Genomic DNA, 14,163 nt, shown 5'->3' on the forward strand with positions numbered 1-14,163 from the left:
GGCGTCACATTTGGAGGGGGTGTCGGGTCGTAGGGGTATGAGGCGTTTTTGGGGTGGGGTTCGGGGGCGGGTGGTTGGTGATCATTGGGCGTTGTTGTTCGGGCAGATTGCGTTTTACAGCTTTGTCATGTTGGTGGTGAGTGGTGTGGTGCTCACCGTGTACTACGAGCCGTCGGTTGGGCGTGTGATGTATGACGGGGCGTACGGGCCGCTCAGGGGATTGCCGATGTCGCGGGCGTTGGATTCGACTTTGCGGATTTCGTTCGAGGTGCGGGGTGGGTTGCTCGTGCGGCAGATCCATCACTGGGCGACCTTGTTGATGGTGGGCGCGATCACCCTGCAGCTGTTGCGGTTGTTCTTCACGGCCGGGTTTCGGCGGCCGTGGCGGGTGGGGTGGGTGGTGGTGTTCGGGTTGCTCGTGGTCGCGCTCGGTGCGGCGCTGACCGGTACGTCGTTGCCGGACGACATGGCGTCGGGTACGAGTCTCGCCGTACTCGACGGGGTTCTGCAGGCGACGCCGTTCGTCGGGTCGGCTGTGTCGTACGTGCTGTTCGGCGGGGAGTTCCCGGGTGACGTGATCTCGTGGTTCTATCCGTTGCACGTGATCGTGCTGCCCGCCGTACTGCTGCTGCTCTTCGTGACCGCCGCAGTCCAAGGGCTGAGGCACAAGCCGGCAAACTTCGCCAACGGGCCGACGAAGACGGCGAAGGTCGCTGTCGTGAAAGGCGCCGGGCTGTTCTGCTTCGTGGCCGGTATCTCGGTGCTGATGGGCGCGACGGCGACCATCAACCCGTTATGGCTCTACGGGCCGGCCGATCCGGCGAATGCCTCGGCCGGCGTCGGTCCGGCCTGGTACCTGGCGTTCCTGGACGGCTCGTTGCGGTTGGCGCCGGGGTGGGAGGTGGTGTGGTGGGGCAAGACGATCAGCTTCGCGATTCTCGTACCGGTCGCCGTCTGCACACTGTTCCTCGCCTTGGTCGCCGCGTACCCGTTCATCGAGGAGCGGCTGACCGGCGACCGGAGCGAACACGATTTCCTCGAGCGACCCCGCGACAACCCGACCCGGACCGGCGTCGGTGTGGCCGGCATGACGTTCTACGGCGTCCTGTGGGCCGCGGCCGGCGCCGACACGATGGCCGTCCAGTTCCACCTGTCGATGAACGTCCTTCTCCACACATTCCAGGTTCTCCTCGTCATCGGCCCGCCCGCCGCATTGTCAGTCACGCGCCGTATCTGCCTGGGCCTCCAACGGAGCGAGTTCGAAACCGGCCGGATCCTCCGGCGGCCGGACGGCGGGTACACGGAGATCCACAGTCATGAGCTGCCCCCATCCGGGGCACCGGGGTCCGGTGACGCACGACTGGTTCCTGACGGCGGCCGAGCGGGGTAACCCGGCGACCGACATCGATTCCCAAGGCTCCTGGACCGAGGGCAACCTCGTCCGGCCGCTGGTGCACGGCGCGACGTACTTCCAGCGCTTGTACGACGAACTGTGCAAACTGCGCCGCGGCGACCAGGTGTTCTTCACCGACTGGCGCGGCGATCCCGACGAAAAGCTGTACGATGACGGCCCGTCGATCGGCGAGGTGCTCCGCGACCTGGCCCGATCCGGCGTGGAGGTCCGCGCCCTGCTGTGGCGTTCGCACTCGGACCACCTCACGTTCAGCTCCAAGGAGAACCAGCACTTCGGCACCGAGCTGAACGAGGCCGGCGGTGAGGTGCTGCTGGACCAGCGCGTACGCCGGCTGGCCTCGCACCACCAGAAGTTGTTCGTCATCCGGCACCGCGGCGCCGAGGCCGAGGACGTCGCGTTCGTCGGCGGCATCGACCTGTGTCACGGGCGGCGCGACGACGAGCAGCACCGAGGCGACCCGCAGGCCGCGCCGATGGATCCGAGGTACGGCGAACGGCCGCCGTGGCACGACGTGACGCTCGAGCTCCGCGGGCCGGTGGTCGGCGTCCTGTTGCGGTGCTTCGCCGAGCGCTGGGACGACGGGCACCCACTGGACCGGCGGACGCCGTACCGGATGCTCGTCCAGCGCCTGACCCGGATGCCGCGCCACCCCGGACAACTCCCCGAAGCCTTCCCCGATCCGCCGCCTGCCGGCCCGCACGCCGTCCAGGTACTGCGGACCTACGCGCACAAGCATCCCGGCTTCCCGTTCGCGCCGCACGGCGAGTACAGCGTCGCCCGCGCGTACCTGAAGGCGTTCAGCCGCGCGAAGTCCCTGATCTACGTGGAGGACCAGTACCTCTGGTCGAATCCGGTCGCCGAGGCTCTCCGGGAGGCGCTGGCACGATCCCGGGAACTGCGCATCATCGCGGTCGTGCCGCGGTACCCGGACCACGACGGCCGGGTCAGCGGACCGCCGACCCGGCAGGCCCAACTCGAGGCGTTGCGGCGGGTGGACTCCGACCGGCTCGCCGTCTACGACCTCGAGAACGACGACGGCGTACCGATCTACGTCCACGCGAAGGTCTGCATCGTCGACGACCAGTGGATGACCTGCGGCTCCGACAACTTCAACCGCAGGTCGTGGACCAACGACAGCGAGCTGACCTGCGCGATCGACTCCCCCGACCTCGCCCGCTCACTCCGCACGCAGCTCTGGTCCGAACACCTCGGCACCACCGAGCCCGACCTGGACCCGATCGCCGGCTTCGAGCGATGGCGGTCGACGGCCGCCGCCCTCGACAAGTGGTACGCCGATGGTTGCCAAGGGCCACGACCGGGAGGAAGGATCCGAGCGCATCAGCCGCAGGCCGTGAGCCGCGTCCAGGCGTCCTGGGCCGGGTGGCTCGCCCACCATCTCTACGACCCGGATGGCCGCCCGACCGCAGCTCGCCGCGCCAACACCTTCTGAGCCGGCGTGCCGTGGATACGTCCCGTCATCGTGGAGAGTGGGCGAGCACTGGCGGCCGTCCGGGCTGCGATGATCTCGGCCGCGATCGAGATCGCCGTCTCCTCGGGTGTCCGCGCGCCCAGGTCCAGACCGATCGGCGACGACAGCCGCGCGAGCTCGGCCTCGCTCAACCCCGCGGCCCGCAACCGCACCATCCGGTCCTGGTGGGTACGACGTGATCCCATCGCGCCGATGTAGCCCGCTTTGGTCCGCAACGCCAACTCCAGCAGCGGTACGTCGAACTTCGGGTCGTGCGTCAGCACACACAACGCCGTCCGGCTGTCGACCGTGTCGAGCACCCCCGCGAGGAACCGGTGCGGCCAGTCGACCACCACCTCGTCGGCCTCCGGGAACCGCGCCCGGGTGGCGAACACGGCGCGCGCGTCGCACACCGTCACGTGGTACCCGAGGAACTTCCCGACCCGCGCCACCGCCGCCGCGAAGTCGATCGCCCCGAACACGAACATCCGCGGCGGTGGCGTCAACGCCTGCACGAACACCGCGACGTCGGAGCGCTCACACTCGCCGTGGACGCCGTACGAGCGGATCGCGGTCGTCCCGCTGCTGAGCATCCCCAGCGCGTCCTCGGCCACCGCGCGGTCCAGCCCGGGATCGCCCAGGCTGCCGCTGATTGATTGGCCGATGACGAGGCGCAGGCCTTGGCGCTCGCCCGCCGTGACCACAGTCGCCACCGCCATCGGCCGGCCCGATTCGATCGCTTCCGCGACCGCGCCGAACTCCAGGTACGACGCCGGATCGATCGGCTCGACCAGTACGTCGAGCACGCCGCCGCAGGTCAGCCCGATCGCGAACACGTCGTCGTCGGAGATGCCGTACCGGCGGACCACCGGGACCCCGGTCCGGATGACCTCCTCGGCCACCGCGTACACGTCGGCCTCGACGCACCCGCCCGACACACTCCCGACGACCACGCCGGCGGACGAGACCGCCATCGTCGCCCCGGGCTGCCGCGGCGCCGACCGGAAGGTGTCGATCACCGTCGCCAGTGCGAACCGCTCGCCGGCCGCGTACCACTCCCGGACGGACGCGAGGACGTCACGCACCCATGTGCTCCGCGCCGGCCTTGACCGCTTCCCGGATCCGCGTGTACGTCCCGCAGCGGCAGATGTTCCGCAGTTCGTCGAGGTCGGCGTCGGTGATCGTCCGGCCCTCCTCCTGCGCTCGCCGGACCAGCGCGGTCGCGGCCATGATCTGCCCGGGCTGGCAGTACCCGCACTGCGCCACGTCGTACTTCAGCCAGGCCTCCTGCATCGGGTGCAGGTCCTTGCCGACCGTCGCCGGCAGCCCCTCGATCGTGGTCACCTCGTCGGTCGGCTCGATGTCCTTCACCGGGACCGAGCAGGGGTTGAACGCCTTGCCGTTGATGTGCGAGGTGCACGACTTGCAGACGTTCAGCGCGCACCCGTACTTCGGGCCGGTGACGCCGAGCAGGTCGCGCAGCACCCACAGCAGCCGGACGTTGTCCTCGACCTCGACGCTGACCTGCTGGCCGTTGAGCTTGAAAGTGTGCGTTGGCATGATCCCTCAGAACGTGTGGTCGAGGCCGTCGGTCGGCGACTGCGGGGTGGACGGCTGCAACGGCAGCGGCTCGAAGCCGAGCGTGCCGTGGTTGATCGGGAAGTACGTCGGCAGCGTGCCGGTCGCCCGCGCGTACGCACAGGCGATCGCGGCGAAGGCGGGTGCCACCGCGAGCTCACCGGCACCGCTCGGGCTGTCGCTGGTGTTCGGCATGATCAGCACCTGCACGTCCAGCGGCGAGTTCCACTCCCGGGTGTAGAAGTAGTTGTCCCAGCTGCCCTCGAGCGGGATGCCGTCCTTGATGTGCAGGCTCGACGTCAGCGCCAGCGCGATCGCGTCCTGCAGACCGCCGAACATCTGCGCCTCCAGGCCGCGCGGGTTGATGCAGAACCCGGGGTCGACGACGATCAGCGCCTTGGTCACCCGCGGCCCGGTCACGGCTTCGCCCTCGATCGGGCGGTCCACCGTCGCCGGGCGGCAGTCGATCTCGACCAGCGTCGCGACCGCGGCCCGGTACTCCGAGTGCACGCCGATGCCCTGCGCCGTACCCTTCGGCATCGCCTTGCCCCAGTTGCCGACCTCGGCCGCCTTGTTCAGTACGGCGAGCAGCCGCGGGTCCTTGAGGAAGTTCCGGCGGAACTGGACCGGGTCCTGGCCCATCTTCGCCGCGAGCTGATCGACCATCAGCTCCTCGGCGCACACCACGTTCGGCGAGTAGATGTTGCGCATACTGCCGGTGTTGAACTTCAGCGGCACCTCGTTGAGCAGCTGCGTCGTGACACCGAAGTTGTACGGCGAGGACTGGCTGAGCTCGAAGATCGACTCGGCGAACGACAGGTTGCCGCCGATCGGGAGGTGCGCCGCGTAGGCCGTGAGCATCTCGCCGAGACCGTGGCCGAAGTCCGTCTGGACGCTGGTGTGCCGCTGCTCGTAGCTGAGCACGTTGCCGGCCGCGTAGTTCACCCGGATCCGCGACGTGCTCATCGGGTGTGTCCGGCCCTGGCGGAAGTTGTCGGTCCGCGACCAGGACAGCTTCACCGCCTTGCCCATCTTCTGGGAGATCTCCGCCGCCTCGGCCGCGACGTCGTGGAACAGGTGCCGGCCGAACGACCCACCACCCTGGACGACGTGCACCTTGACGGCGTCGACCGGCAGGCCGAGCTGCTTGGCGATGTCCTCCTGCGCGACGATCGGCACCTTCAGGCAGGCCCAGATCTCGGCGCTGTCCGGCCGGACGTCGGCGATCGCGCAGTCCGGTTCGAGTGGGCTGTTGCTGGCGAAGGCGAAAACGAACTCCGCGTCGATGGTCTTCGTGAGCAGCGGCGGTACGGTCATCGGCAGCTGCGCCGCCCGCAGCTTGGCCAGCACGGTCTCGTCCGACTCGTCGTCGACCGTTCCCGGGCCCCAGGTCGCGTCGACCTTCTGGATCGCGTCGATGCACTGACCGAACGTTTCCGCGCGGATCGCCACACCGTGGGCGATCCCAACGACATCGGTGACTCCCGGCATCGCCCGCAGCGCCGGCAGGTTGTTGATCCGGCGCAGCGTGCCGTTGATCGTCGGCGGCCGGGCCACCATCGTCGGCTTCGCACCCGGTACCTGCATGTCCATCGCGAACTGCTTGCGCCCGGTGACGATGTCGTGTGCGTCGACCCGGTTGTGCGGCTTACCGAGCACGGTGAACTCCGACGAGGACTTCAGCTCGGCGGCCACCTTGAGCGTCTTCGTGACCGCGGCCGCCTTCGCCAGCGAGCCGTACGTCGCGGTCAGCCCGTTCGGAGCGGTCAGCACACCGGCCGCAGCGGTGACCTTGTCCACCGCGACACCCCACTGCAGCGCGGCCACCTCGACCAGGCGCTGCCGGGTGATCGCGGCGGCCGTACGGACCGGGGTGTACATGCTGCGCATCGAGTTCGAACCGCCGGTGAGCTGGTTCATCAGCAGCTCGGGCCGGGCGTCCGCGAGGGCGATGTGCACCTTGTCGATCGGCAGGTCCAGCTCCTCGGCGACGATCATCGCGAACGCGGTCGTGATGCCCTGGCCGACCTCGGTCCGCGGCACCGCGAAGTACGCCGTGCCGTCGGTGCGCATCTCGACCGTGATCAGGCCGGACGTCGGCGCCGCGGCGAGGTTCTGCAGGTCACCGAGGTCGAAGACGTCCTCCGGCTGCGGCAGCGACGGTACGGCGGCGTCGGCCGGTCGCGGGTCGGAATCGTTGACCAGCCAGCTCACCCCGACCGCCAGCGTCGGCGCGGCGATCAGGTACCCGAGGACACGGCGGCGCCCCAGCAGACCGCGCCCACCCGCGTCGCTTGGTGCATCCAACGATCGACGGTGTTCGGCCATGGGGTCCTCCGCGCTAGAGCAATGCTGGGAACGCAGTCTGGCACCGAGGACGGGGTTGCGGGATGGCCGCTGTGCCCAGGTTTTCAGCACCTTCACTGTGCACAACGCACAGCAGACCGTTCGGTCACGCGGGGAAGAGGCGGAAAGCCTTCAGCGCAAGGGCTAGCTCCAGTTGGCAGGCGGCCTCGGTGATGTCACGGCCGGTGATCTGCTCGACCCGGTGCAGGCGGTTGATGACCGTGTTCCGGTGACAGTGTGCGAGTTCGGCCGTACGGCGGATCGAGCCGGCGGACAGGACCCACTTGTCCAAGGTGTCCAGTAACAGTTCGCGTTCCGGGGCGGACGTGGTTGTCAGCGGCATCAGCCAGGTGTGGATCAGTTGGTCGGCCAGCTCGGGTGCGCTGAGTAGCAGAGCTTCGGGGAGGCGTTCGGGTAGTGCTGCGACATCGATCTGGCCGGGTGCGAGGGTGCGGCGGGCAAGCATCGCCTGCCGGTACGCGACATCCACCTCCGCCAGACCTGCGACCACGCCGGAGAGTCCGGCCGGCGCATCCACCAGTTGCCGCAGCATCCGCAGTACCGTATCCGCGGATTCGGTGCCCAGGGCAAGCAATCCGACGACCGTCTGCGGCCGGACCTGCCACGCCGACGCGACCCGGACACCGGCGAACCGGCGGGCGAACGAGCTCGTCGTACAGTCGTCATCGACCAGGTTGTCGATCGCGACCACGGCGTACGGACCGTTCACCGGGATGTCGAGGACGGTGGCCGCCTCCTGCACGAAGGCGCGGTTCGCCCGGCCTTGGAGGAGACCTTCCCAGAGTGTCGACCTGCGCTGTTCGTCGGCACGGACCAGGTAGCGCTCAGCCGCGTGGTACGCCGTCGCAACCTGCGACGACGTACGGTCGACGACCTCCCACACCTTGCCGGCGACGTCGAGCAACACCTCGGACTCGGCCATCCCCTGCGCGCGTGCCTCGTCGATCAGGGCGGCCCAGACCACCCGCCCACCGAGCCGGAACGACTTCAGGACGTCGTCCAGCGGCATCCGCTGCTCCGCCCGCCGCCGGCCGGTCGCCTGCGCCGCGTCGAAGTGGTCGTCGTTGTCGGCAATCATCTCCACGACCCGCGCCACGTTGTCGTGACACGACCGCCACAGGTCCTGCCGCGGCACCGAATCCAGCTCCAGGTACGCCGGATTCTGCTCGTAGATGGTCGCCACCAGGACGTCCGTCAGCTCCGGCAGATTGCCCAGCACACTCGCCGCCAGGGACTGCACCGTCAACCCGGCCCGATCCACAGCATTACCCATAGTCGGCACAGCATCGCACACCGTTGCCGAACGGCACAGACCTCAGACGGAGCGGGTTGCCACCAGGTCGCAGAGGGCGTCGAGGGCTTGGCGGCCGGGGCCGTCGGGGAGGCCGGCCAGGAGTTTGCGGGCGTCGGCCGCGCGGCGGCGGACGTCCTCCTCGGCCTGGTGGAACGCAGGATGCGAGCGGAGCAGGTCGAGCGCCTCGGCGAGCGGAGCGTCGTCGGACAGGTCCGAGTCCAGGAGCTCCAGCAGGCGGGCGTCGGTCGGGTCCGTCGGGTCGGCCTGGGCGCGGAAGATCAGCACCGGGAGGGTCGGTACGCCCTCGCGCAGGTCGGTACCGGGAGTCTTGCCGGACTGGCCCGACTCCGAGGCGATGTCGAGGATGTCGTCGGCGAGCTGGAACGCCACGCCGATCTCCTCACCGAACGCCCGCAGCGCCTCCTGGATCTCCTCGGAGGCACCCGCGTACCGGGCTCCGAAGACGGCGGACGTCGCGATCAGCGAACCGGTCTTGTCGGCGACCACCGACAGGTAGTGCTTCAACGGGTCCTGGCCTTCGCCGACACCCATCGTCTCGCGGATCTGTCCCTCGACCAGCCGGCCGAAGGTGCGCGCCTGGATCCGGACCGCTTCCGGACCGAGGTCCGCGACCAGGTCCGACGCGCGGGCGAACAGCCAGTCGCCGGACAGGATCGCGACCGAGTTGTCCCAGCGCGCGTTCGCGGTGGACGACCCGCGGCGCAGCGCCGCCTCGTCCATCACGTCGTCATGGTGCAAGGTCGCGACATGCGTGAGCTCGACGACGACAGCGGCCTTGATGACCTCGTCAGGGGCCGGCACGACATCGCCGGATCCGTCAGTACCGAACTCGGCCCCCAGCAGTACCAGCAGCGGCCGGAACCGCTTGCCACCCGCGACCATGACGTGCTGGGCGGCAGCGGTGACGAACGGCGCCTCGGACTCGGTCGCCTCGAGCAGTGCCTGCTCGACGCGTTCCAGGCCCGCGCGAACCCGGGCCTCGAGTGCCGGATCGGCGAACTCGAAGCCCAGGCTCTCGGCCGGCAGCGGGGTCGTGCTCAACGGATGAACTCACCAGCTCGGGCCGCGAGGTCGAGCACCGGTCCGGGAACCAGACCGAGCACCACCGTGGCGGCGAGACCCAGCGCCACCGCCGACGTGGTCTGCCAGCCCGGCAGCGCCACGTCCGGCGCGTCGGCCGGCAGGTCGGAGAAGAACATCAGCACGATCACGCGGATGTAGAAGAACGCCGCGACGAGGCTGGACAGTACTGCGACCACGACCAGCGGCCACGCGCCACCGGTCCAGGCCGCGCTGAAGACCGCCCACTTGCCGGTGAAGCCCGCGGTCAGCGGGATACCGGCGAAGGACAGCAGGAAGAAGGCGAAGATACCGGCCAGCAGCGGCGACTTCTTGCCCAGCCCCGCCCACCGGGACAGATGCGTCGCCTCGCCGCCCGCGTCCCGGACGAGCGTGACGACCGCGAACGCGCCGATCGTCGGGAAGCCGTACGAGACCAGGTAGAACAGCACCGCCTGGGTCGAGGTGATCCCGTTGTGCACGCCGTTGCCCGCCTGCGCGAGGCCGACGAACGCGGTCAGCAGGAAGCCCGCGTGCGCGATCGACGAGTACGCCAGCATCCGCTTCACGTCGGTCTGGGTGATCGCGACGATCGAACCGACCACCATGGTGAGGATCGCGATGATCCACATCATCGGCGCCCAGTCCCAGCGGGAGCCGCCGAGCCCGACGTAGAAGACCCGCATCAGCCCGACGAACGCCGCGATCTTGGTGCAGGCCGCCATGAAGCCGGTGACCGGCGTCGGGGCGCCCTGGTACACGTCCGGCGTCCAGGAGTGGAACGGTACGGCGCCGACCTTGAACAGCATGCCGACCCCGAGCAGACCGGTACCGGCCAGCAGGATCGTGTCGCCACTGGTCTGGGTACCGAGCGCGTCGGCGATGCCGCCGAGCGACATGGTGCCGGCGTACCCGTACAGCAGCGCGATACCGAACAGCAGGAACGCCGACGAGAACGCACCGAGCAGGAAGTACTTCATCGCGGCTTCCTGCGAGATCAGCCGGCGACGCCGCGCCAGCCCGCAGAGCAGGTACAGCGGCAGCGAGAAGACCTCGAGCGCGACGAACAGGATCAGCAGGTCGTTCGACGCCGCGAACAGCATCATGCCGCCGACCGCGAACAGCGTCAGCGGGAAGATCTCGGTGTGCTCGATGCGAGCCGCCGTACCCTCCCGCTCGGCCTCCGAGCCGGGCACCGCGGCCGCCTGGCCCGCGAACGCGGACAGGCCACCGTCGATCGAGCGCTCGGCGAACAGCAGCACGCTGATCAGCGTCAGCGCCAGCAGGATGATCCAGGTGAACAGCGCCGGGCCGTCGACCGAGATCGCGCCCTGGGCGGCGATGATCTCCTTCTTGCCGTGCATCAGCATGCCGGTGCGCACGCCGGCCGCGATCACGGCGACCACCGTGATCGTCAGCTGCACCAGGTGCCGCAGCGGCCGGGGCACGAACGCCTCGACCAGGACGCCCACAGCCGCGGCACCGAAGACGATGAACAGCGGGAGCAGTTCGCCGTACTCGATGCTGGGCTTGATGAAGTCCGCCAGCGGCAGCAACATCGCGGTCACTTCTGTCCCTCCGTCACGGGGATCTGCGGTGCCTTGTCGGTCACGCCCACCCGCTGCATGGTCGAGTCGACCGCGGGCTTGATGATGTCGACGATCGGCTTCGGGAAGATGCCGAGGAAGATGATCAGGATCACGAGCGGTGCGATCGCCAGCACTTCACGCGGGTTCAGGTCCTTCAGCTTCTCGATCCCGTCGCGGACCGGGCCGGTCATCGTGCGTTGGTACATCAGCAGGATGTACAGCGCGGCCAGCACGATGCCGAGCACCGCGATCACCGCGATCACCTTGTGCCGGCTGAACGTCCCGGCCAGCACCATGAACTCGGAGATGAACGGCGACAGACCGGGCAGCGCCAGGCTGGACAGGCCGGCGAACAGGAAGGTGCCGGCCAGCACCGGTGCGACCTTCTCCACCCCGCCGTAGTCGGCGATCCGCGCGGACCCGCGCCGGGAGATGAGGTACCCGGCGACCAGGAACAGGGCCGCGGTGGACAGACCGTGGTTGAACATGTACAGCGTCGACCCGGTCAGGCCCTGCGACGTCAGCGCGAAGATGCCCATCACGATGAAGCCGAAGTGCGAGATCGAGGTGTACGCGATCAGCCGCTTGATGTCGGTCTGGCCGATCGCCAGCAGCGCGCCGTACAGCACCGAGATCAGTGCCAGGACGAGCACCACCGGGGTGGCCCACTGGGACGCGTTCGGGAACAGGCCCAGGCAGAACCGGATCATCCCGAAGGTACCGATCTTGTCCAGGATGCCGACCAGCAGTACCGAGGTACCGGGCGTCGCCTCACCGGCCGCGTCCGGCAGCCAGGTGTGGAACGGCACCATCGGCGCCTTCACCGCGAACGCGAAGAAGAAGCCGAGGAACAACCAGCGCTCGGTGTTCTGGCTCATGTCCAGCTTGACCATGTCGGACAGCAGGTACGACGGGTCGCCGTGCTTGGCCGAGACGACGTACAGGCCGACGACCGAGGCCAGCATCAGCAGACCGCCGAGCAGCGAGTAGAGCAGGAACTTCACCGCGGCGTACGAGCGCTGCGGGCCGCCGAAGCCACCGATCAGGAAGTACATCGGGATCAGCGTGGCCTCGAACAGCACGTAGAACAGGAACACGTCGGTCGCGGAGAAGACGCCGATCGACAGCGCCTCCAGACCGAGGATCCAGGCGAAGAAGGACTTCTCCGACCAGCGGCCGTGCTGTGCGTCGTTCCAGGAGGCGATGATCACGATCGGCGACAGCAGCGCGGTCAGCACCACCATCACGATGCCCAGACCGTCCAGGCCGAGCGCGTAGTGCGCGCCGAAGGCCTTGATCCAGGTGTGCGTCTCGGCGTAGTCCGCGGCGCCGTTGCGGTGGTACCCGATCGCGACGATCACGGTCAGCACCAGCGTCACGAGCGAGAACCCGAGCGCGACCTGCTTGGCCGTCAGCGCCTTCGCCTTCGGCACCAGCATCGTCGCGATCGCCCCGACGAACGGCAGGAGCAGTAACAGGGTCAGCCAACCGATGTTCACGACAACCTCACCGCGAGGAGGGCGACGACCACGAATGCGGCGCCGAAGACCATGCTGAGTGCGTACGAACGGACGAAGCCCGTCTGGAACCGGCGGAGCCGGCCGGACAGTCCGCCGAAGAGTGCGGCCAGGCCGTTGACCAGGCCGTCGACGCCCCGGTTGTCGAGCCAGACCAGCGTCCGGGTCAGGTACTGCCCGGGACGCATGAAGAGCGCCTCGTTGAGCGCGTCGCCGTACAGGTCACGCCGGGCGAACCGGGTGACCGGGGAGCCGACCGGCGCCTCGCGCGGGATGTCCCGGCGGTACAGCAGCACCGCGATCGCGATACCCACCGCGACCACCGCGAGCGTGATGATCGTCATCACCGTGGCGTTGAGCGGCGGGTGCGCCTCCTCGTGGCCGACGATCGGCTCGAGCCAGTTCACGATCCAGTGGCCGGCGAAGTACAGCGCACCGCCACCCAGCGACAGCGCCGCCAGGATGATCAGCGGCCACGTCATCACCTTCGGCGACTCGTGCGGGTGCACGTCCTCGGCCCAGCGCTTCGTGCCGAAGAACGTCATCAGCATCACCCGCGACATGTAGAACGCGGTGATGCCGGCGCCGAGCAGCGCGCACAGACCGATCACCGTGTTGTCCGCGAACGCGGCCTCGATGATCTTGTCCTTGCTGAAGAAGCCGGCGAACGGCGGGATGCCGAGGATCGCCAGGTAGCCGAACCCGAAGGTCACGAAGGTGATCTTCATCGACGTCCGCAGCGCGCCGTAGTGCCGCATGTTCACGTCGTCGTTCATGCCGTGCATCACCGAGCCGGCACCGAGGAACATGTTGGCCTTGAAGAAACCGTGCGTGAGCAGGTGGAAGATCGCGAACACGTACCCGACCGGGCCGAGGCCGGCGGCGAGCATCATGTAGCCGATCTGGCTCATCGTCGAACCGGCCAGCGCCTTCTTGATGTCGTCCTTGGCGCAACCGATGATCGCACCGGCGAGCGCGGTGACCGTACCGACGATCACTACCGCGGTCGAGGCCGCGTCGGTGACCGCGTAGATGGCGTGCGAGCGGACCACCAGGTAGACGCCCGCGGTGACCATTGTCGCCGCGTGGATCAGCGCCGACACCGGGGTCGGGCCTTCCATCGCGTCCAGCAGCCAGGACTGCAGCGGCACCTGCGCGGACTTACCGCAGGCAGCCAGCAGCAACATCAGGCCGAGCAGCGTGGCCCAGGTCTTCGACAGGTGCTCGGCACCGGCGTTCACCGAGGAGAAGGCCGAGGAGCCGAACAGCGCCCACATGCTCATCACCGCGAGGGACAGGCCGATGTCACCGACCCGGTTCACCACGAACGCCTTCTTCGCGGCGACCGCGGCCGAGTTCTTGTGCTGCCAGAAGCCGATCAGCAGGTACGACGCCAGACCGACGCCTTCCCAGCCGACGAAGACCAGCAGGTAGTCGGCGGCCAGCACCAGCAGCAGCATCGAGGCGATGAACAGGTTCAGGTACCCGAAGAACCGGCGCCGCCGCGGGTCGTGCTCCATGTAGCCGATCGAGTAGATGTGGATCAGCGAACCCACACCGGTGATCAGCAGCACGAACAGGATCGACAGCGGGTCGATCAGCAGGGTGAAGTCGACCTTGATGTGGCCGACCGAGAACCACTCGAACAACCGGACCGTCGCCGACCGGTCCTCACCGGACTTGCCTTGCATCTGGAAGAACAGCACGACGCCGAAGGCGAACGAGATCAGCGGCGCCAGCGTGCCCAGCAGGTGACCCCACGCGTTGGTGGCCTTGCCACCGAGCAGCAGGATCGCCGCGGACAGGGCCGGCACAGCGACCAGCAGCCACGTCAGCTCATGACTCATCGGTTGCTA

Annotated in this window: 10 protein-coding genes; 2 read left to right on the forward strand and 8 right to left on the reverse strand. The window is 68.5% G+C overall.

Going from position 1 to position 14,163, the window contains the following annotated elements; translation table 11 throughout:
- Window positions 1–127 precede the first annotated feature (127 nt).
- Entirely contained in the window at window positions 128–1,390 is a 1,263-nt protein-coding gene (locus FB475_RS11380) for a cytochrome b (protein WP_238332092.1), read from the forward strand.
- Window positions 1,350–2,864, forward strand: a complete 1,515-nt coding sequence (locus FB475_RS11385; protein WP_238332093.1) for a phospholipase D family protein — start codon at window positions 1,350–1,352, stop codon at window positions 2,862–2,864. Before FB475_RS11380 ends, FB475_RS11385 begins: the two co-directional genes overlap by 41 nt.
- On the opposite strand, the gene FB475_RS11390 is transcribed toward FB475_RS11385, so the two are convergent.
- The 8 genes from FB475_RS11390 to nuoL all read right to left on the reverse strand — a co-directional run bounded on the left by FB475_RS11390 (window position 2,813) and on the right by nuoL (window position 14,154).
- On the reverse strand, window positions 2,813–3,967 hold the full coding sequence (locus tag FB475_RS11390; RefSeq protein WP_141855139.1) for an XdhC family protein: 1,155 nt from the start codon (window positions 3,965–3,967) through the stop codon (window positions 2,813–2,815). The two genes, FB475_RS11385 and FB475_RS11390, sit on opposite strands and share 52 nt — an antisense overlap.
- A complete protein-coding gene (locus tag FB475_RS11395; protein WP_141855141.1) occupies window positions 3,960–4,442 on the reverse strand; it encodes a (2Fe-2S)-binding protein in 483 nt (160 codons plus the stop codon). The genes FB475_RS11390 and FB475_RS11395 overlap by 8 nt, the downstream gene beginning before the upstream one ends.
- A 6-nt stretch (window positions 4,443–4,448) precedes the next feature.
- Window positions 4,449–6,767, reverse strand: a complete 2,319-nt coding sequence (locus FB475_RS11400) for a molybdopterin cofactor-binding domain-containing protein (protein WP_238332094.1) — start codon at window positions 6,765–6,767, stop codon at window positions 4,449–4,451.
- A gap of 145 nt (window positions 6,768–6,912) precedes the next feature.
- Complete coding sequence (locus FB475_RS11405; protein WP_141855145.1) at window positions 6,913–8,100, reverse strand: PucR family transcriptional regulator; 1,188 nt, start codon at window positions 8,098–8,100, stop codon at window positions 6,913–6,915.
- Between the two features lie 42 nt (window positions 8,101–8,142).
- Window positions 8,143–9,183: a polyprenyl synthetase family protein gene (locus FB475_RS11410; RefSeq protein ID WP_141855147.1), complete on the reverse strand. Its 1,041-nt coding sequence runs from the start codon at window positions 9,181–9,183 to the stop codon at window positions 8,143–8,145.
- A complete protein-coding gene (nuoN, locus tag FB475_RS11415) occupies window positions 9,180–10,760 on the reverse strand; it encodes an NADH-quinone oxidoreductase subunit NuoN (RefSeq protein ID WP_141857929.1) in 1,581 nt (526 codons plus the stop codon). Before nuoN ends, FB475_RS11410 begins: the two co-directional genes overlap by 4 nt.
- A 5-nt stretch (window positions 10,761–10,765) precedes the next feature.
- Window positions 10,766–12,289 (reverse strand): NADH-quinone oxidoreductase subunit M, encoded by a 1,524-nt coding sequence (locus FB475_RS11420; RefSeq protein ID WP_141855149.1) that lies wholly within the window; start codon window positions 12,287–12,289, stop codon window positions 10,766–10,768.
- Window positions 12,286–14,154, reverse strand: coding sequence for an NADH-quinone oxidoreductase subunit L (gene nuoL, locus FB475_RS11425; RefSeq protein ID WP_141855151.1), 1,869 nt, complete (start codon window positions 14,152–14,154; stop codon window positions 12,286–12,288). Before nuoL ends, FB475_RS11420 begins: the two co-directional genes overlap by 4 nt.
- Window positions 14,155–14,163 lie beyond the last annotated feature (9 nt).

Origin of the sequence: Kribbella jejuensis, assembly GCF_006715085.1 — a bacterium.
GTDB lineage: Bacteria > Actinomycetota > Actinomycetes > Propionibacteriales > Kribbellaceae > Kribbella > Kribbella jejuensis.

Coding starts and splice junctions, on each gene's coding strand:
- FB475_RS11380 (WP_238332092.1), top strand. CDS start 128: ATGTTGGTGGTGAGTGGTGTGGTGCTCACCGTGTACTACGAGCCGTCG.
- FB475_RS11395 (WP_141855141.1), bottom strand. CDS start 4,442: ATGCCAACGCACACTTTCAAGCTCAACGGCCAGCAGGTCAGCGTCGAG.
- FB475_RS11405 (WP_141855145.1), bottom strand. CDS start 8,100: ATGGGTAATGCTGTGGATCGGGCCGGGTTGACGGTGCAGTCCCTGGCG.
- nuoN (WP_141857929.1), bottom strand. CDS start 10,760: ATGTTGCTGCCGCTGGCGGACTTCATCAAGCCCAGCATCGAGTACGGC.
- nuoL (WP_141855151.1), bottom strand. CDS start 14,154: ATGAGTCATGAGCTGACGTGGCTGCTGGTCGCTGTGCCGGCCCTGTCC.